The 18,195-nt window shown below is 68.1% G+C and carries 18 protein-coding genes; 8 read left to right on the top strand and 10 right to left on the bottom strand.

From position 1 onward, the window contains the following. The first annotated feature begins 138 nt into the window (after positions 1-138). The 3 genes from ACLQ3F_RS11920 to ACLQ3F_RS11910 all read left to right on the top strand — a co-directional run bounded on the left by ACLQ3F_RS11920 (position 139) and on the right by ACLQ3F_RS11910 (position 2,136). The gene (locus ACLQ3F_RS11920; RefSeq protein ID WP_425848613.1) at positions 139-1,125 is read left to right on the top strand and encodes an SEC-C domain-containing protein; all 987 of its coding nucleotides are present in this window, start codon (positions 139-141) and stop codon (positions 1,123-1,125) included. Between the two features lie 78 nt (positions 1,126-1,203). After that, the gene (locus tag ACLQ3F_RS11915) at positions 1,204-1,659 is read left to right on the top strand and encodes a nitroreductase family deazaflavin-dependent oxidoreductase (RefSeq protein ID WP_425848610.1); all 456 of its coding nucleotides are present in this window, start codon (positions 1,204-1,206) and stop codon (positions 1,657-1,659) included. Positions 1,660-1,728: 69 nt separating this feature from the next. Continuing rightward, positions 1,729-2,136 (top strand): hypothetical protein, encoded by a 408-nt coding sequence (locus ACLQ3F_RS11910; RefSeq protein ID WP_425848608.1) that lies wholly within the window; start codon positions 1,729-1,731, stop codon positions 2,134-2,136. A 110-nt stretch (positions 2,137-2,246) separates the two neighbouring features. Here ACLQ3F_RS11910 and ACLQ3F_RS11905 read toward each other — a convergent pair whose 3' ends face one another. The 5 genes from ACLQ3F_RS11905 to ACLQ3F_RS11885 form a co-directional block, all read right to left on the bottom strand. Next, positions 2,247-3,479, bottom strand: a complete 1,233-nt coding sequence (locus tag ACLQ3F_RS11905) for an MAB_1171c family putative transporter (RefSeq protein ID WP_425848606.1) — start codon at positions 3,477-3,479, stop codon at positions 2,247-2,249. After that, positions 3,466-3,945, bottom strand: coding sequence for a hypothetical protein (locus tag ACLQ3F_RS11900; RefSeq protein WP_425848605.1), 480 nt, complete (start codon positions 3,943-3,945; stop codon positions 3,466-3,468). The genes ACLQ3F_RS11905 and ACLQ3F_RS11900 overlap by 14 nt, the downstream gene beginning before the upstream one ends. Before the next feature lie 39 nt (positions 3,946-3,984). Further along, the gene (locus ACLQ3F_RS11895; RefSeq protein WP_425848602.1) at positions 3,985-4,443 is read right to left on the bottom strand and encodes a helix-turn-helix domain-containing protein; all 459 of its coding nucleotides are present in this window, start codon (positions 4,441-4,443) and stop codon (positions 3,985-3,987) included. A 371-nt stretch (positions 4,444-4,814) separates the two neighbouring features. Continuing rightward, the gene (locus tag ACLQ3F_RS11890; protein ID WP_425848599.1) at positions 4,815-6,230 is read right to left on the bottom strand and encodes an FG-GAP-like repeat-containing protein; all 1,416 of its coding nucleotides are present in this window, start codon (positions 6,228-6,230) and stop codon (positions 4,815-4,817) included. Between the two features lie 138 nt (positions 6,231-6,368). Continuing rightward, on the bottom strand, positions 6,369-7,781 hold the full coding sequence (locus ACLQ3F_RS11885; protein WP_425848598.1) for an FG-GAP repeat domain-containing protein: 1,413 nt from the start codon (positions 7,779-7,781) through the stop codon (positions 6,369-6,371). A 644-nt stretch (positions 7,782-8,425) separates the two neighbouring features. On the opposite strand from ACLQ3F_RS11885, the gene ACLQ3F_RS11880 reads away from it, so the two are divergent. Further along, positions 8,426-9,955, top strand: coding sequence for a hypothetical protein (locus tag ACLQ3F_RS11880; protein ID WP_425848596.1), 1,530 nt, complete (start codon positions 8,426-8,428; stop codon positions 9,953-9,955). A 145-nt stretch (positions 9,956-10,100) separates the two neighbouring features. Then, entirely contained in the window at positions 10,101-10,964 is an 864-nt protein-coding gene (locus tag ACLQ3F_RS11875; RefSeq protein WP_425848595.1) for a trypsin-like peptidase domain-containing protein, read from the top strand. A 668-nt stretch (positions 10,965-11,632) separates the two neighbouring features. Here ACLQ3F_RS11875 and ACLQ3F_RS11870 read toward each other — a convergent pair. Next, positions 11,633-11,896 carry a DUF6244 family protein gene (locus ACLQ3F_RS11870; RefSeq protein WP_030489032.1) on the bottom strand — a complete coding sequence of 88 codons (264 nt, stop codon included), beginning with the start codon at positions 11,894-11,896 and terminating at the stop codon, positions 11,633-11,635. 162 nt (positions 11,897-12,058) lie between these two features. Then, entirely contained in the window at positions 12,059-12,277 is a 219-nt protein-coding gene (locus ACLQ3F_RS11865; protein WP_425848594.1) for a winged helix-turn-helix domain-containing protein, read from the bottom strand. A 272-nt stretch (positions 12,278-12,549) separates the two neighbouring features. Here ACLQ3F_RS11865 and ACLQ3F_RS11860 point away from each other — a divergent pair, with 272 nt between their 5' ends. The 3 genes from ACLQ3F_RS11860 to ACLQ3F_RS11850 are packed head-to-tail and all read left to right on the top strand — an operon-like array spanning position 12,550 to position 13,882. Then, entirely contained in the window at positions 12,550-12,777 is a 228-nt protein-coding gene (locus ACLQ3F_RS11860) for a hypothetical protein (protein WP_425848593.1), read from the top strand. Continuing rightward, complete coding sequence (locus tag ACLQ3F_RS11855) at positions 12,774-13,415, top strand: hypothetical protein (protein ID WP_425848590.1); 642 nt, start codon at positions 12,774-12,776, stop codon at positions 13,413-13,415. Before ACLQ3F_RS11860 ends, ACLQ3F_RS11855 begins: the two co-directional genes overlap by 4 nt. Next, complete coding sequence (locus ACLQ3F_RS11850) at positions 13,409-13,882, top strand: hypothetical protein (protein ID WP_425848588.1); 474 nt, start codon at positions 13,409-13,411, stop codon at positions 13,880-13,882. The genes ACLQ3F_RS11855 and ACLQ3F_RS11850 overlap by 7 nt, the downstream gene beginning before the upstream one ends. 149 nt (positions 13,883-14,031) lie before the next feature. Here ACLQ3F_RS11850 and ACLQ3F_RS11845 read toward each other — a convergent pair whose 3' ends face one another. From ACLQ3F_RS11845 to ACLQ3F_RS11835, 3 genes are read right to left on the bottom strand one after another with little or no spacing between them, the layout of a single operon-like run. Next, positions 14,032-14,709: a hypothetical protein gene (locus ACLQ3F_RS11845; RefSeq protein ID WP_425848586.1), complete on the bottom strand. Its 678-nt coding sequence runs from the start codon at positions 14,707-14,709 to the stop codon at positions 14,032-14,034. Between the two features lie 9 nt (positions 14,710-14,718). Beyond that, complete coding sequence (locus ACLQ3F_RS11840) at positions 14,719-15,615, bottom strand: hypothetical protein (protein WP_425848584.1); 897 nt, start codon at positions 15,613-15,615, stop codon at positions 14,719-14,721. Positions 15,616-15,617: 2 nt separating this feature from the next. After that, positions 15,618-18,164 carry an FtsK/SpoIIIE domain-containing protein gene (locus ACLQ3F_RS11835; protein ID WP_425848583.1) on the bottom strand — a complete coding sequence of 849 codons (2,547 nt, stop codon included), beginning with the start codon at positions 18,162-18,164 and terminating at the stop codon, positions 15,618-15,620. Between the last annotated feature and the right edge of the window lie 31 nt (positions 18,165-18,195).

The raw sequence follows: 18,195 nt of genomic DNA, 5'->3' as shown, positions 1-18,195 counted from the left end.
CGCGGCCCGGCTAGCCCGCCCCCCGCCCCCCACCCCGTGCGCCACCGGCGGCGGCCCCGGCCGGGTCCCCCCCCCGCCCCGCGACGCATTCCGGAGTACGCTGACCGCTCCCCGTCCGTCGTTCCTCAGGAAGCGCCCATGCCCGAGTTGCTGACCACCGACCGCATCGACGAGATCGGCAACCTGGGCTCCAAGAGCCCCGACCCGGCCGCGCTCGTCGCCGAACTGGTGGGCGCCGTCGACGAGGGGCGCGTCGACAACCCCGACGACATCGGGTCCGCCCTGCTGGTCGCCGTGGACATCCTGGAGCAGGCCGGCGACCTCGCCGACGCGCTCACGCTGGCCACCCGCGCCATCGCCGAGCAGCCGGACGACAACGCGTACGCGCGAGGGGTGCGCGGCGGCCTGCTGCTGCGCCTCGGACGCACCGACGAGGGCATGGCCGAGCTGACCGCCCTGCGTCCGCTGCTGGAGACCAACCCCAAGTCCATGTACCTGATCGACGAGCTGGTCGAGTCCGGCCACGGCGACACGGCGATGGAATGGCTCACCGGGGCGCTGGACGCCATCCTGGAACGCACCCGCACCCAGCAGCACGAATCCGAGGACGCCCAGGACGAGGCCGCCGCCATGATCTACGGCCTGGCCCAGCAGCGGCACGACCTGCGCGAAGAGCAGGGCCTACCCCACGACGAGTACGACAACCTCGCCGATCGGCTGCGCGCCGCGAGCGACCACGCGCTCGGCGCCCTCGACGACGGCCCGGCGACGCTGCTGTTCTGGCCACAGGCGGAGTTCACCGCACTGCTGCTGCGCTGGCCCACCCTCGTCGACAGCTACCCCGCCACCTGGGACGAGCACCGCGCCCAGATCGAACGCGCCCTCGTCGACGCCTCCGGGCTGGGCGGCGCCGACCTGGGGGTGGTCGTCGGCTCCGCCGCCGGGCTGGCGGCCTTCGCCGAACGCACCGGCGGCGACCCCACCAGCGAGGAAACCCTCGACGAGTACGCCGACAGCCTCGACGAGGCCGGCGTGACCGCCTGGCCGCCCGGCCGCAACGACACCTGCTGGTGCGGGTCCGGCGCCAAGTACAAGAAGTGCTGCCTGCCGCGCTCGCGCGCCTGATTGTTCCGGGCGCTCTGACCCCGACGTATGGTCGATGCGTCCGTTCGACCGTCCGGGCTCGACGATGGAGGCGATGGCGTGACCACCCACGAGCAGCACGAGACTGTCGAGGACAGCCCGGTTGGCTGGGTCGCCAGCCACATCCGGCGCTACGTACGCACCGACGGCGCCGACGGGGGCACCTTCCACGGCGTACCCTCGCTGCTGCTCACCACCCGCGGACGCCGATCGGGCAAGCTGCGCCGCACGGCCCTGATGTACGGACGCGACGGCGACAACCATCTGCTGGTGGCGTCCAACGGCGGCGCGGCCACGCACCCCGCCTGGTACCTGAACCTCACCGCCGACCCGACCGTGGAGATCCAGGTCGGCGCCGAGCGGATCGTCGGCCGGGCCCGGACCGCGACCGGCGAGGAGCGCGCCCGGCTGTGGCCAGTGATGACAAAGGTCTTCCCGACATACGCCCGCTACGCGAAGGAGACCGACCGCGAGATCCCGGTCGTCGTCATCGAACGCGAACCCACAGTCGATTGATATCCCTCAGTGCCGGGGAGGGCTAGGGTGACGGAAGGTAAGCACCCCACTCCGGCAAGGAGAACCGTCGTGCGCCGCATCATCACCACCATCGCACTACTCGGCCTGTCACTGTTCGTGGTGCTGGCGCCGACGCCGGCCAGCGCGGCAAGCAGCGTCGAAGTCACCGCCGGGACCCTTGTCGCGCGCGGCGTCGCCGTCGACCTGACCCTCACCGTGGTCTGTCAGGCCGGCATGTCCGGCACCTCGAACCTCACCCTTCGGCAGCGGTCGGGCGACCGGGTTGCGCACGGAACGGGCTGGGCGCCGCTCCGCTGTTCGGGTGAGACCCAGGTCGTGACGGGGCGAGTGTTCGCGGATGCGGGCGGCTTCGCGTTCAACAAGGGCGTGGCGCTCGCCAGCGGACACTTCGAACTGTGCGAGCAGGAGAATTGCGACTTCCTGGACTTCAACAACACGGTTCGCATCACGCGCTGAACCGATCGAGGGCTCTAGCCAGGAAAGCGGATGACCGGAAGGTCGCCGCCATCGCCGTACGCCTTGACCTCGCTGGTCAGCACCGAGCGTCGGCATCGCGACACCAAGGCTCACACGCGCTGATCGGTGGCCGGCGCGGTCCTCTTACGTTGAGCGGGTGACGGTGGCCCGACGAACTTCTGGACCGCAGGAGAGAAGTAGAAGGCGCTGACCCGCAGAAGCGATTCGACGTCACTGTCAAGATCTGGCAGTGCGGCGCTACCGGCGAAAGCGACGGTGCCGCCTCTCTCGACGGAGTGCTCGGACTTGGAACGCAGCCCTGCAGCGGTCCAGCACGCCTCGATGGCAGCCTCGGCGGCCTCTCCGGTAAGCCCCATCTTCCTGACAAGATCTCGCGCGGCGCAGATTGTTAGGTCATCGACGAAGGCGGCCAACTCGGATTGCGCGTCTCGGATCTCGATGACCCGTCGGTAGAGACGTAGTCGTACCTGCAGGACGTTGGCAACGTCGGCCATTCGGCTTGGCGGCGCGCTCAGGACCACGTCAGGCACGGACAGTTGCAGCGTATGCCACAACCGATAGAGGCGGTGCAGCCGCGCGCTGTCGCGGATATACCGCCGCGTCGGCCTGCTGACCGGTACCGCCGCGCCGATCGCAAGCAGCGTCAACCCGACGCCGAAGAGCGACTTGGAGAAAAGTACGTAGCCCGGCCCCTCCAGGAGCTCGATGTGCGCCGCGTGGGTGAGAATGAAGGCGATTCGATTGAGTATGTAGGCCAACAGGACTGACCCGCCCACGGCGGTCACCACGATGCTCCAATTACCCCTGCTGCCGAAGCGTCTCAACGCGAGCTTCCAGATCGTCAGCAGCGCCCGTGCGACAGCGGCCACGATTGCGGACTGGTAGAGAATTCCGTACCAGACGGTGTAAGGCGATTCGGCGGACTCGGTGACGAAGTCGTCACCGCCGGGATGATGTGGGGCCGCCGCGAATAGGAGACACATGCCGACCGCCGCACCACCCGGAAGCAGGAGATTGGCCTTCAACCGGTAACCCTTCCTGGGCGCGGTGGTAGCAATGGCTGCCGCGAGGCCGGAGGCGAGGTATGCCACGATCAGACCTGCGACGTTCTTCACCAGGACACTCAGGTCAACGAGACCGGTCGTCGCATCGACGGCGCGGCTGACAACTGCCAGATTGAGGGTGGCCGCGACGGCAAGTCCAGCTTGCAGCAGGAACGCCCACCTGTCCCGAGGAGATTGCCTGCTACGGCCCGCCTGGACGGCGAGCACCAACCAGAGTGCACTGACGGCAACGAATTCGATCAGGTCAGCGGTGGACATCGCGGGACGCCTGGCTGTTGAACTCTTCGAGAATGTTGGCGGGCTGAAGGCCGATTTCCGGTGACTGCATACGCTGCGCGAGCAGCGTCGCGATCACCTCCGCTTCCTGCTCGGACACCAGGGAGTAGGTCGACCTCTTGAGCACGGAGCGGACCATCTCCACATCGAGATCGGGCATGACGGCGGCGAGTGCATCAGTATCGGCGTTGCGATGACGACAGAGCATGTGCCCGATCTCGTGAAGAATGATGTGCTGCTGATGCAGCGGCCTCGTGTCCCCGTTGTAGAATATGTGATCTGCGGCCTCGGTTTCGATCCACATTCCTCCAGGAACTCCCTGGGTGCCCACCATGCTGAGTGGGTGCAAGTGCAGCGGACGTTGCCTGGCCGCGGAGATGTGCGCACATAGGGCTGACATCGTGATGAGCCGGGGAAGAGACAGCTCCTCGAGGACGCGCGCGGCCATCCGCTCAAGCCTACGCAGTCGCATGTCAGGCTCCTCAGGTCATTGCATGTCGTCAGGCATTGGGTCGATCGGCCGACGAGACGGGTCATCCCCGGACTCGGTTAGCCGGTCGATCCGGCGGGCATGTTCGATCATGCCGTTGATAGCCTCGAGACTCGGAGCGGAGAGGCCAGCAACGCGCATAGCCACATGACGCACCGACTTGTCGCTGAGCGCCGCGAGTAGCTCGAGCTGCTCATCGATCTGGCGAGCGGCCTCATTGTCCAAAAAGTAAACGGGGGAGACTCCAAAAAAACGAGCTAGAGCTTCGACGTGTCGAATGGTGGGGTTGTCACGGTGCCCCTTACGGAGCTGCCAGACATACGTATGTGAAATCATGACACCGGTGGCACGTATCCTTGTCGCGACTTCCTCATAGGAGTATTCACGACCGCCTGGGCGGACTGTCTTGAATAACCGGTCCAACTTATCAGCTATGGTCGGTCCGCGGTTGCCCACTGATCGTCACCCCCCTCATACCAGGCAGGTGCCGGGGCCCACGTCCTTGGCGTGACACCGCTGCTCAGTCCAAGTTCCCTGAGCGACGCGGCGCCCCGCACGCCTCGCCCGACCGGTCTGCCGCCTTCGTCCGACGCTTGCCGGAACACCCACCGCATGCTCAGCCAGCAGTCGCAACATGGTACTCCAGACGGCAATCATGATCATCGCTGCCGGATGCTCGTTGGCGGCTCGAACCCAAAGCCGGCGCCACGGGAGCACTTCCGAGGTCGAACGCTAGTAACACAAACGACGGCGAGGGCCGGATCCACAGGGATCCGGCCCTCGCGTTGTCAGGGGTTGAGCGTGCTGTCTCCGTTCTTCGGTTTACTTCAGAACACCCGGTCGTACAGTGTCCAGTTGACGCCGATGTGCGAGCCGGTCGTGAACGGGGCACCGCCGGGGTTGCTGTCCATGTTGTTCGGGAAGTGCCACAGCGTGCCGTCCGGCTTCGTCGCCACCAGATCGGCATGACCGTCACCGCTCACATCAGCAGCCACGACCCGGTCGAAGTCCGTCCAACCCCTCCCGATGTGCGAACCAGTCGTGAAGGGAAGGCCACCGCGGTTGCTGTCCATGTTGTTCGGGTAGTACCACAACGTACCGTCCGGCTTCGTCGCCACCAGATCGGCGTGACCATCACCGCTCACATCAGCAGCCACGACCCGGTCGAAGTCCGTCCAACCCGTCCCGATCTGCCAACCGTCGATGAACGGCCGTCCGCCGGCGTTGCTGTCCATGTTGTTCGGGTAGTACCACAACGTGCCGTCCGGCTTCGTCGCCACCAGATCAGCGTGACCGTCACCGCTCACATCAGCAGCCACGACCCGGTCGAAGTCCGTCCAACCCGTCCCGATCTGTGAACCAGTCGTGAACGGCGCACCACCGGGATTGCTGTCCATGTTGTTCGGGTAGTACCACAACGTGCCGTCCGGCTTCGTCGCCACCAGATCAGCGTGACCATCACCGCTCACATCAGCAGCCACGACCCGGTCGAAGTCCGTCCAACCCCTCCCGATCTGCGAACCAGTCGTGAACGGCGTACCACCAGGGTTGCTGTCCATGTTGTTCGGGTAGTACCACAACGTACCGTCCGGCTTCGTCGCCACCAGATCAGCGTGACCATCACCGCTGATGTCCGACACGTGCTCGCGAGTCGGCTCGACGACTCCGCCGCCGGATCCGGCGATCGGAGAGGTGAACCCGACGACCTCTCCGTTGCGGAGGGATGAGCTGCGGTCGCGTCGATGCGTGGCGTCGCTGGTGTTGCCTTCGATCGTTGTCAACTTGCCGCCCGAATAGGATTCCACGATGCCGACGTGGTCAATGTCCTCGTAGACCTTTGCATTGAATGGCGGGTTCCAGTCGAACACGACGGCGTCACCGGGCTGCGGAGTGTAGCCACTGTTTGCGGCGTGCCACGTGCCGCGATTCAACCCGTACCGCCAGAATGAGTACGCCCAGGGACTGAGACCCTTGAGGTCGGTAACGCCGCCGACCTTCCAGACATATCGCGCGAAGTCCGCGCACCAGGCGTTCTTGCGGAAGCCCGCGCGCCCACATTCGTTGTAGCCGGATACCCAGTAGCCACTGTAGAAGTTGCAACCGCTGCCCATCGGGATTTCCACGTTGCGACTGCTGTTGGCGAGCTCGGTTCGGGCGACCGAGACAATCGAGTCCCGCGAGGGGGCCGCGTGTGCGGCCGACGTTGCCACGATCGGAGAGAGCGCGGTGACGCCGAATGTCACGGCTACCAGCCAAATCCGTCGAGATCTGTTAGCGAAGAACATAGTGACCTTCCGTCGTGTGGGCGCGATGATCCAGAGCCCGTTCATTTGTCATGTGGTCGCGAGGTGTTCACATCTGGAAGACAGAGAGACGAACGGCTAGGCGATGCGGCTGTAGATCTGCCACCCAGTCCCAACCTGCTTGCCGTTGATGAAGGGCACTCCGCCCGCGTTACTGTCCATGTTGTTCGGGAAGTACCACAGGGAACCATCGGACTTGGTAGCCACCAGATCAGCATGACCGTCACCACTGACGTCAGCCGCAACCATCCGAGCGAAGCCCTGCCAGCCGGCCCCAATCTGTCGACCGTCGATGAACGGCCGTCCGCCGGCGTTGCTGTCCATGTTGTTCGGGTAGTACCACAACGTGCCGTCCGGCTTCGTCGCCACCAGATCAGCGTGACCGTCACCGCTCACATCAGCAGCCACGACCCGGTCGAAGTCCGTCCAACCCGTCCCGATCTCTGAACCAGTCGTGAACGGCGCACCACCAGGGTTGCTGTCCATGTTGTTCGGGTAGTACCACAACGTGCCGTCCGGCTTCGTCGCCACCAGATCAGCGTGACCATCACCGCTCACATCAGCAGCCACGACCCGGTCGAAGTCCGTCCAACCCCTCCCGATCTGCGAACCAGTCGTGAACGGCGCACCACCAGGGTTGCTGTCCATGTTGTTCGGGTAGTACCACAACGTACCGTCCGGCTTCGTCGCCACCAGATCAGCGTGACCATCACCGCTGATGTCAGCCGAAGCCACCAGGGAATACGCCTGCCACCCGACACCGACCTGACTCCCCAGAACGAAGGGCACGCCGCCGGCATTGCTGTCCATGTTGTTCGCGTAGTACCACAACGTGCCGTCCGGCTTCATCGCCACCAGATCAGCGTGACCATCACCGCTTACATCGCCCACGCTGCCGCCTGGCGATCGGGCCTGCTGACTCCACAGCACGCCCGAGATGATGTCCCCGTCCCTGGCCTGTGGCTGATAGGCGTAGGGCGTACCCGAGACCTGAACATCCTGACAGATCTCGCCGATCGGGTCGGTCATCCAGGTGCCAGGGCGTTCCCTGAGCATTTTGTTGAGGAAACTGTTCGTCGCGTGCACCGGGTTCATGATCTGATCGACAGTCCCCCATCCGGTTGAGGGCCGTTGTTGATAGAGACCGATGCTGTCGCGATCGCCGTACGTCAGGTTGCGAATGTCGCTCTCCACGATTGTCGTGGTGATGGCGATCGTCGCGGCGCGCCGGGCCATGCCCCGGTCCTTGACTCTGGCGACTATGACACGAGCACACGACACCTGGTATGCCGTTATCGAGTGGGCCAGCTTACCGGTCAGACGACCGTTCAACGCGGCGGCGATCTGCCCATCAGATGCGGTTGGTCCCGCCGGATCGCAGGCCGCCGTCCCAGCGGCGGAGGCGGGATCGGAGACCGTGAGGAAGGCTCCGATCGCTAGTAGCACGGATAACGGCACCGAGAAGATTTGATGCAGCGTTACACTTCTCATAACTGTCCTAAACTTGAACATAGCTATTGGCGACACGCCCTCTGGCTTGCCCTGAGCCATCACACGCGTCTAACGGATCCGTCCACCCCCGCGCAGACGGTCTTATCGGTTCTCCGATCCGGGCAATAGGCTTGAGGGTTGCGTCGAAACATCGCCCCTGCCGACCTGAAACGCTTCCGTCAGGCCAGCTGATGAAAGCTCCATCGACATAAGCGGAGGTTTATGACGGACACAATCCTCACTGCGGACACCCATCGCGTCAACGACATGTCACCTTTGCGACGCGGCGATCAGTAATTGCACCCAGCATTGCCGTCGGGACAACTTCGATCGTCTCTTCGTGCTACTGCGACCAGCCACAGATGGCGCGCTACCCGCGACTACCTTGCATAGCGGACAAGCTGGCTGATTCTGGTTCCGCCCGCTGGGCAGGTCCAGCGAGGCCCTAGTGCTGCGCCTCGCCCGCGAGGACGAGGGTCTGGCTGGAGCTGACCCCCTGCACCTGCGGCGTCCAGGGTGAGGCATTGACCGCAGCCGCGATCTACGCCACAGTTCCCTGAACTGAGATTTACGCCTGTCGGTCATGCGTAAACAGGCATGCGGCCAGTCGTACGTCCGCGTCTAACGGGGGAGATCGTTGCCAAATGACCACGTCCGCGATGGATGCTGCCAACCCACCCAATGCCGGGTGGAAAGTGTCCTTTGTCAACAACCCTGACGATCCGCAAGGCCAGCACTCGACGGTCAGCCGGCGCCGCCTGCTCACCGGCGGCTCCATCGTTGCCGCTTCGCTCCTGGGCCAGGGCCTCGTCGGAAGCTCCGCGCGGGGGGCGGCGGGCACCGAAATCTCGACCGGAAAGATCGACATCACACCGGCGGCAGGCACCTATCTGGCCGGTTACGGCGTGGACGCGCCCCGCAGGTCGACCGGAACCGCGGCCGCACTGTTCGCGCGGTGCACCATCTGGTGGTACGCGGGTTCGCCGCACGTCATCGTCAGTGTGGACGTCCTGGGCTTCGCACGCGGCATACACCGGTCGATCCGCAGCCAGGTGCTCAGCCTTGGCGTGGCGTCGGCAGACTTCGCACTGACCGCGAACCACACGCACAACGGCCCCGTGCTCAGCGACAAATTGGACCCGTTCATCGCGTACGGGATGAGCAACGCCCAGCAGGCACAGGTGCGCACCTACAGCGATGGGCTGGCGACCCGGATCGTCCAACTCGTCCGCGACACGCTCCGCGGTCCGCGGACGCCCTGCACCCTCGACTACCAGACAGTCAGCCAGCACTTCTCGTACAACCGGGAGGGGCTGCCGTACGTGGAGTCGGACGTGCCCATCCTGACTGCCCGTACACCCGGCGGCGCGCCCTTGGCCGTGCTGTTCAGCTACGGGTGCCACCCCGTGGCGGCCGGGCCTCAGACTCTGTTCGACCCGGACTACCCCGGGGACGCGGTTTCCAGGGTCGAGGCCGCGACCGGTGCCTTCGCGCAGTTCCTGCTTGGGGCGGCCGGCGACCAGAACCCGTCGGGCACACGGGGCTGGGCACAGCGAAGCATGCGGGGAGGTGAACTCGCCCAGGCCGTCACGAGCGCAGTCGCCCGGCCTGGCAATCCGCTCACTGGCCCGACAACCACCCACTACCGCGAGGTGAGCCTGCCGCTGGACGTGACACCGACCGCGGACAACCTTCGGCAGTTGTCTGCGGTCTACGGGGCGCGGATGGCCAACACTGGCCTACCGGGCTATTACCGACGTCACGCGCAACAGATGATCTCGCAGGTTGAGGCCGGCACGTTCGCGACGTCGATCCCCCTGCCCATCCAGTCCTGGACGTTCACCGGCGCTCCAAGTGTGCGGCTACTGCTGGCCGGTGGCGAGATCGTTTCCGGGTACGCCGTCTACTTCCGTGCGCGGTATGGCACGTCGAGTCGCCTGCTCTTCGCCGGGTACGCGAACGAGGTACCCGCGTACCTGCCCAGTGATGAACTGCTTCGCATGCCTTCAACGTACGCCGGCGGCATCGACAGTGATTTTCCGGGCATCGCCGGTGGTTCGATGACGGTCTACGGCTGGCTCGGGCATTTCAGGGGTAAGCCTGATGCGAGCTCTCCCGACGGGGTGGAGCAGATCCTCATCAACGCGCTCGACGCCGCACTAACGGCGGCGTAGCGAGTCTGTCCACCAGCTGAACTCAGCGGGTTCTCGGTCGCGCCGACCCACAAATTTCTCGGTCCGCATCCGCCGGCTGTAGTGACGCCCGTCGAAAGGCTGGCCTGCGACGCATTGTGGGCCGAGAGGAAGGAATTTCTCGGCCTTGGAACAGATCACCACGTCGTTCAACCTGGAGGTTCGCATGTTAAGGCGACTCATCGCCCTGTCCACGGCGGTCGTGACCCTGCTCCTGGTCTCGGTCTCGGTCTCGTCACCGGCGGCTGCCGCCGGTTACATGTTCAAGCCAGGACACCCGATGTTCCTGAATCAACCAAAGGGTCCAAGCTTCTGCACCGGCGGCTACGCCGTTCGGGGCACGTCCGGCATGTTCGTCGTGACCGCTGGTCACTGCTTCGGTTTCGGCATGCCGCAAGCTGATCGGCGCGTTGTCTACGGCACCGACGCCCGCTACGGCACCATGATCAGAAATGATTACGTCGGCGACTGGAGTACCCACAACAGTTTCGACGGTGCATTGGTCAAGCTCGACGCAGGCAACGATGCCCAGCAGATCGTTGTCGACCCGCTCAGCGGCAGGTCACCAGGTAACGGACGGGTCATGGGTTACTACCGCAATAGCGCGCTGAGCCAGGGCTTCGTCATCGGCAAAATGGGCCGGAGAACTGGTTGGACCGAAGGTCGCGTGACGAGCTGGCAGGAGGTGCCGTACAACGGCGCAAAGGAATATCTGCTGTGCTCGACCGTTCCGGCGGGACCCGGTGACAGCGGAGGACCGGTGTGGCGATTGGACGCCAACGGAGTCATGGCGATCGGGATGGTGATTGCCGGGCCGGAGGATGGCAGCGGTATGTGTTTCAAGCCCATCGAGAACATCCTCAACCGGTTCGGAGCCTGGCTGCCGGTATTCAGCGCCAACGGCAAGGCGGCCGAGCCCGTTGTGGTGAGCGAGCGCACTGGGCAACCGATTCCGGTCAACCCCACACCGATACCGGTCAAGCCCTTCTAGCTGACACGGGCGCCTCGCTTAGGTCGGTCCTCGGCCGGTGGTAGCGGCCCTGCGGTCGTCGCCGATCGTATAACGGAGCGTGGCATCGCCAGTCCCCGGCGAACCTTCACGAAGCGCGGTCGTCGTTGTTCGAGGCGCGGATGGACGCACCGACCAACGACGACCGCCGCCGTGACACGGCTGGTTCAAGATCACCTGATAGCAGGCAGCCCTGGCCCAACGCCACTGCCGACGCTGACCAAGATTTGCGCGGACACCACTCGCAGGAAGTCGTGTGGGTCACTCGTGGCATAACAGAACACCGGTCGGCGGTGATTGTTCGAAAGCAGACCGGTTTCAACAGGCGCGGACGAAGTGCGCCACCTTGACGACCAGCATCAAAGAGGCTCGCCTATCACGGCGTACTTGATGCTGATCCGGCTGCGGCAGCAGCAGCCAGCAAGGTACCCGCAGCCGCTTTCACAGTCATCGGCAAGAACTCCTGGAAGCTCGCGTACGCCGCAGCCGAGGTCCACCACCCGATCGACTCGCTGCTAAGGTGCTGGCGGCGCGGTGCAGGCGGCGGTGCCTGGTTCCGATTCGCCCTATCGAGTCGTCGAGCGACCGCAGACCGGATGACTGGTTCACCGCTGCGGGTGGTTGGTGGGTTGCGCTGCCACCACCCGTGGTCAGTTTCCCAGCGCTCGGACCTTGGCGATCGTCTCCTGCACGTGCTGCTTGGCCGGGTCGCCGCCCTGAGACGCCTGCGCGAGCGCCTGGCGGTATGAATCGATCATGCCGACTAGCGGACCGGCGGCCACACCCTCCAGCGCGCCGGCGACGAGTGCCCGTGCCTCGGCTGCGTCCTGTGCTGCCGCTGCGGTCTTGGCCTTCGCCTCGTCCAGCTTCTGCGACGCCGCCGCCAACCTCGCGATGATCTGTGCTGCGCTCACGCGCACCTCCCCGTGATCGACCATCGCCTCCACCACCGCACCGGCAGAGACCACATGGGAGCGTACGAGATTCGCGCACCCAGCGCGACCGCGTGATCGCTCTCTCGTCACGACGAGCAGCAGATCCCTCAAACTCATGCCACGTTAGGGGACCGCAACTGCTCACTGCTCAGCGACAAAGACACCCAGTCCGTGAACGCCTTCGACGAGACCTTGAGTCTGCAGGACGAGAATCGCCTGCCGCACTACACCAGCCGAGACGTTGTGCTCAACACGAAGCTGGGAGGTGGATGGCAGCTTGTCACCTGGGGCGAGTTCACCGGACGCGATCTGCTCTCGGATTTGGTCCGCGAGCTGCGCCCATTTGGGCTTGGCGGGCATGTCGTCTCCCTGGTCTGCACCGCCATTTGATCACACCCAACTAGTCAGTACAAGAACGGACTAGTCTGTCGTTGACTTGTACAGACTAGTGTGACAAAGTTCGAATCGACCGGCTCCCTGGTCTGCAAACCCGGAGCTGGTTCGTTCCCACCGCGCAGGAAGCGCCCGGTCGGTCGGTCCCCCCGTTCGGCCGGGCGTGCCGGGGCGTGCCCGCACGCCGCCCCAATGCAAGAGCCGTGAACAGCTAGGAGACGACCCGACGGGAGCCCCCGATGCCCGATCGACCCGACGAATCCCCCACCGACCCACCAGCCCCGGCCTCACCCGAGCAACGCCACCGCCTCGTGTCCGATCAGGACGTCGAGGACGCCGACGACGTCCTCTTCGCCCATCCGCCCCGGGTCGTCCGTCGCTGGCTCTGCGATTGCGGCGTCGACTACCCCTGCACCGACGTGCGCTTCGCCCTGCTGGTGAAGTCCAGTGCCGAGGCGGGCGAGTGAGCACCGATGCCGTGGATGACCTGCGTGCTGCCTGGCTGGCCACGATCTCGGCCACCGATCGGGCCGGCGCACAGTTGCACGGCGTGGGGCCGGCCGGCCGGCGGCTGCCCTGGCAGGATGCGGTCACGGAGTGCTGGCGGGCGTTGAGCCTGGTCTACGCCGGCTTGGCCGCCGATCGGGGTTCACCGGGAGGTTCGGTCGGAGAATTGCTCGCCGGTCTGCGCGCCGCCCGGGTCGACGCGGACCGGGCTGCCGGGCCGGCCGCCCGTGTCCGTTGGCGGTTGAGCGCGACCGAGGACCGGCTGCGGCGTACCCGGAAAGGGGTCGACGCGGTCGCGGCTCGGCACTTCGCGGCTGCGATCACCCGCTTGGACTTGGTCGTTGCCCGGCTCGCGGTCGGAGGTTGCCGGATCGACCGGTCGGTGGCGGCACTGACCGGAGAGTCAGCGGCACCGCCCCCGCCAGCCCGGCCCACCGGCCACCGCGACGCCGACCACGACAACGGCAGGGCCGGCGACGCCGAGGTGATCGCCTGCGGCTGCCGGGCGGCGAGTGTTCTGGTGACCAGGCGGCATCGACTGACCAGGCCACGCCCACACCGGAGGGCACTAACGATGATCAGGGAGCGACGATGGTGACGGACCCGCACGCGGCGTTACGCGGCCTGCTGACCGGGCGGCTGCGCGGCCACGAACGGCGGCTGGGCCGGTTCGCCGAGTCGGACTGGCTGCGGTACGCGGACCTGCTCGCCGGTGCGCTGTTGGTGGCGGTACGACGGCGGTTCGTCGCGGGGCAGGATCGCGCGCCGGTGATCCGGTTCGTGGCGTCCGCTCGGGAGCGCTACGACGCGACCGGGCGCGACGTCGACCCGTTGCTGGCCGAGGCGCTGGTGTGGGCGGCGCTCGGTGAGCGTCCGCCCGTGCCCCACGACGCGGCGGCGATCGTCGCGCGGACGGTGTTGCTGCTCGGCCTGCTCGAAGACGAGGGTCTCACCGACCGCGAACTCGACGAAATCCTCGTGGCCGCCGCAGGCGCTGCCGACGACTCTGCGCTCGACGCGGATCGGCAACCGGCAGGCGCACCTGCCGAATCCGACCGGCGGTGAGCGCGACAGAGCAGAAGATCGACACGAGATAGCTGAAGTCGGGGTATCCCGCTGACACGGATACCCCGACTTCAATGAACCCGAGTGGATCAAGCCCGCCGACGGACCGGGCAGGCCAGCCCGGCGGGCCAGGCAGTCGGGGCGGGACGTTACGGCGACGGCGGGCCGCTCTGTGCACGGGTGATGAGATCGTGCAACGGCTTGGTGCCGCTGCCGACCATCACACCGGTCACGACGGCGTCGACCCAGACCGCCACCCCGTTCCAGTTGGCACCGGCTACCGCGTGCAGAACGTAGAACCCGCCGGAGCTGGACGCCACGGTGGCCAACCCGCTGGCGAGACCCCACGCGACGATGGTGCGGTTCGCCTTCGCCCGTGCGACCTTGGCCGTGGCCACGGCGACCGCCTCGCGGTCAGTGTCCGAGGGGCCGTCGACCCGGCTGTTCACGTCGGCCACCGTCTGGGACAACGCAGTCTCGGCGGCGCGCCCCGGCAGCCACCGCGAGAACGGTTCGAGGATCCGCTCGACCGCGGCGGCGAAGACCAGCAGGGTGAGGAAGACCCCTGTGGTGTCCTCGGGCTGGATCTTCGCCGCGGAGGCGCCGCTGCGCCAGATCATCCAGCCGGCGGCAGCGCCGACGGCGATCAGCCCGAAACCGGCGACCACCGCGCCCGCGCCGGCCTGCTGCGACGCGGTGACGACCGACAGCCCCGGCTCCTGCTCGGAGCGAGGCGTCGAGGGGGCATCGGTGTTGACAGGCGAAACGGCGAGCCCGCCCCCTGCCGACGTCGGCTCAACGTGGAGGGCCGGGACAAGCCCAGCCACCCCGACCTGTCAGCGCAGGCCGCGGACCAGCAGCAGGTAGGCGCAGTAGGCCATCGGTACCAACAGGAAGCAGATCAGGAACCCGAGCGGCAGGTACCGCGGCGGGGTGCCGGCGACCATCGCGGGCCGCCCCCACCGGCCCAGCACCAGGTACCCGCCGAAGAACGCCACCGCCGGCAACCCCGCGCAGATCCACGCGCCGAGGGTGAAGCCGTCGACCAGACCGACCCCGGAGGCGAGCACCAGGATCAGCACGAGCACCCCGGCGGCAGCCCCGCACGCCGCGTAGACGGCTACCGCGCGGGCCAGCGGCGACCACGTCGGCAGCAGCACCGGCCGCTGGGCCAGCAGCTCCGCCTGCTGCCCGTGCCGGTCGGCCTCGTCGGCCATCCGCCGGGCCAGCTCCAACTCCACCACCGGGTCGGCCGCCGCCGTGCGCTGCGCGGGCACCCCGCCGCCCGCCGGGCTCACCGCCGTCGGCAGCGCCAGCCGCGCCTCCCCTACCGGCAACTGGGGGTACGCCCCGACCCCCGCCCGCCCCGGCACGCCGGCTGCGCCGGCGGATCCCCCGTCCCCGGTTCCGGGCGCGGTGGGAGCGCCAGCAGCGAAGGGCGGGCCGGAGCTGGGAGCGGTGGGCGACCCGGCGCCGGTCGGTGGGCCGGGCCAGGCAGCTGTCTCACCCGGCGTCCCCGGGCCAGGGCCAGGGGCGGCGGGTGGCTGGTCGATGCCGATGGCTCGGCCGAGCTGGTCGAGGCGCTGCCCCTGGGCGGTCAGCCGCTGCTGGAGGTAGTCGACGGCGGCGTGCAGGTCGCGGCGGCGCGCGGATTCGGCCGCGGCGTGTTGTTCCCCGGCGCGGTGCTGGTCGGAGAGTTGTCGGGCCAGCGCCGCGTACTCCTCGAAGGACACTGTCACCGCTCCCCGTCCGGGTCGTGCCCGTCGCCGACGAACGGGACGATCAGCCGGGTGCGCTGGTCGTGCCGGTCGATCAGCAGCGCCCGGTCGGGGCGGGGCGTGTAGGTCAGGTCGTGCGCCCCGAGGTGCAGGGCCAGTTCGGCGCCGGGCACGTTGAGCGCGACCAGGCAGGCGACGTCGTCGCGGTTCTGGGTGCCGCCGAGGTCGTCGCCGAGCCGGCGCAGCCCCCGCCACCAACCGAGCAGGTGCACTCCCTGCCCGGGGCCCTGGCGCAGGACGGTGCGCAGGTCGTCCAGGCCGGAACGGAACGTGCCGGGGTCGGTGGCACCGAGGACGGGCGCGGCGGCGTCCATGCCGAACACCACCAGGTACTCGCGGCCGCCGGGTTCGGCGGCCAGCGCGGCGATCCGGTCGCGCAGCCCGGCCGCGTCGAGGCGTCCGACCGGGTGGCCGGCGGTGCGCAGGACGGCTTCGGTGTCGTCGGCGACCGCGTCGGCGGCGCCGACCAGACAGGCCAGCTCGAACCGGGCGTCGCCGGGGGTGTGCTGGCGGGCCAGGCTGAGCGTCGCGGCCCGCAGCACGTCCGCGCCGGTCGGCGCGGTGCCCACCACGGCGAGGTGCCGGCCGGGGGTGGTGTCCATCAGGAACAGTGCTGTCGTGCCGTGCACGTCGACGGTCCGACCGACCAGTGCCATCGGGCGTCGACCACCAGGACGCAATCCGGCGAACGTGCTGTCGTCCTCGATCCGCGCGGCTTCGTACCCCTTGAAGACCGCTGGGGCCCGCGAGCCCGGCGGGCGGGCCTGCCACAGGTCGTGGCGTAACGCGGCGAGGTCCGCCGTGGCGGCGTGCGCGTCGGGGAAGCGCAGCACGGTGTCGGCGCCGACCGCGCCGGCGGCGGTGTTGACCACGGCGGAGCCGACCGGCAGGGCCGCGGCGGAGTCATTGAGCTGGTCGAGCACCCCACCACCGCCGGGCAGCGCCACCCGCAACGCGAACTGCCCGAAGATCGCCTCGGCCCGCCCGTAGAGGGCTTCGATGCCGGTCATGCTCTGGCTGGCCAGCACCAGGTGGATGCCGTACGAGCGACCCTTGCGGGCCAGGTCCTCCAGCAGGTCGACGGCCTCCCGGGCCAGCGCGTCGTTGCCGGCGAGCAGCACGTGGAACTCGTCGACGACCGCCACGATGCGCGGCAGCGGATTGTCCCGGGGCAGGTCGGCGAGCTTGGTGACGCCGTGCCGCTTGAGCGCGGTGGCCCGGCGCTGCGCCTCCCGGCGCAGCTCGCGCAGCACGGCGAGACCGTACTCGCGGTCGGACTCGATGCCGACGGCACGGGCGTGCGGCAACCAGGACGGGTCCCGGTCGGTGGGCACGAACTCGGTGAAGCTCACGCCCTCCTTGAAGTCGAGCAGGTAGAGCTGCAACTCGGCCGGCGAGTAGCGGGCGGCCAACCCGTAGAGGACGTCGAGGAGAAAGACGGTCTTGCCGGCGCCGGTGCGCCCGCCGACCAGCCAGTGCGGGGTGGCGTCGTCGAAGGCGAGCGTCAGCGCGGTATCGAAGGCGGCAGCGCCGCCGACCCGGCCGACCACCGTACGCAGGCCGTTGCCGGCGGACTCGGCCCAGCGCCGTTCGGGCAGCAGGTCGGTGAAGGGCAACGCGTCGGCGCGACGGGTGGCGGTGCCGAGGTGCTCGGCGAGCGCGCGGACCGACGCCGGCGGTGGGTCGCCGTCGAGCAGGACGGGTGCGGCGAGCCCGCTGCCGTCGGCGCTGAACGGGGTGCCGGGTGGGTCGCCGACGTGCGCGTACCCCTGGTTGAGCCGCACGGCTGTGGTGCCGCCCAGCGGGGGCGCGGTCTCGCCGGGCAGCCGGGACGGGTGGCCGGCGAGCAGCACGCACACGGCGGCGGCCGGACCGGCGTGGGTGAGCGCGGCGAGCCGAGCCAGCTCGCGGGGCGGTGGCGCGGCGGTGGCGACCACCACCAACAGACGACGGGCCGCGGGCTGGCCGTGCTGCGCGGCACGGGCGTGCTGCTCGGCGGCGTCCAGCAGCGCGGCCACCTCGGCCTCGCCGGTGGCCGGCGGGTCGAGCACCCCGGCGTCGAGCAGTGGTCGCAGCGGGCCGAAGGTGGCGCCGAGCGCGGCCGTGTCGATGCCGGCGACGCGGACCTGGCCGGGCGGCGCGGTGGCGACCAACCGCAGCACCAGCGCCCGCAGCAGCCCGGCGACCTGCGGGTCCCGGGCGTCGGTGTCCAGGGCGAGGTGGTGGCCGCCGCCGAGCGGGACCAGCACCGGAAAGCCGCCGTCCGCTGTGGACGCCTCGCCGATCCGCACCGCGGCCGGCTCGCCTGTCAGCGGGGTGACGCCCGGGGCCGGGGTTGCCAGGGCACCGCCGAGGCGGGCGAGGCGGGTCACCAGGTCGTCGGCGCCGGCCGGCGCGACGGCGGTCGGTGCCGCCCCCAGGGCGTTGCGGGCGGTGTCCAGATGCGCGCGAGCCGCCCGGTGGGAGTTGACCGCCTGCCCGTACGCCGACGCGAGCCTGCCCACCCTCTGCCCCCAACGCCACGGCCGCCTGGTC

The organism is Micromonospora sp. DT15 (genome assembly GCF_049841475.1).
Lineage (GTDB): Bacteria > Actinomycetota > Actinomycetes > Mycobacteriales > Micromonosporaceae > Micromonospora.
The sequence above is the reverse complement of the archived record's forward strand: the minus strand, read 5'-3'. Positions and strand labels throughout refer to the sequence as shown.

Coding starts and splice junctions, on each gene's coding strand:
- ACLQ3F_RS11920 (WP_425848613.1), top strand. CDS start 139: ATGCCCGAGTTGCTGACCACCGACCGCATCGACGAGATCGGCAACCTG.
- ACLQ3F_RS11905 (WP_425848606.1), bottom strand. CDS start 3,479: ATGTCCACCGCTGACCTGATCGAATTCGTTGCCGTCAGTGCACTCTGG.
- ACLQ3F_RS11900 (WP_425848605.1), bottom strand. CDS start 3,945: ATGGCCGCGCGCGTCCTCGAGGAGCTGTCTCTTCCCCGGCTCATCACG.
- ACLQ3F_RS11885 (WP_425848598.1), bottom strand. CDS start 7,781: ATGAGAAGTGTAACGCTGCATCAAATCTTCTCGGTGCCGTTATCCGTG.
- ACLQ3F_RS11880 (WP_425848596.1), top strand. CDS start 8,426: ATGACCACGTCCGCGATGGATGCTGCCAACCCACCCAATGCCGGGTGG.
- ACLQ3F_RS11865 (WP_425848594.1), bottom strand. CDS start 12,277: ATGCCCGCCAAGCCCAAATGGGCGCAGCTCGCGGACCAAATCCGAGAG.
- ACLQ3F_RS11860 (WP_425848593.1), top strand. CDS start 12,550: ATGCCCGATCGACCCGACGAATCCCCCACCGACCCACCAGCCCCGGCC.
- ACLQ3F_RS11850 (WP_425848588.1), top strand. CDS start 13,409: ATGGTGACGGACCCGCACGCGGCGTTACGCGGCCTGCTGACCGGGCGG.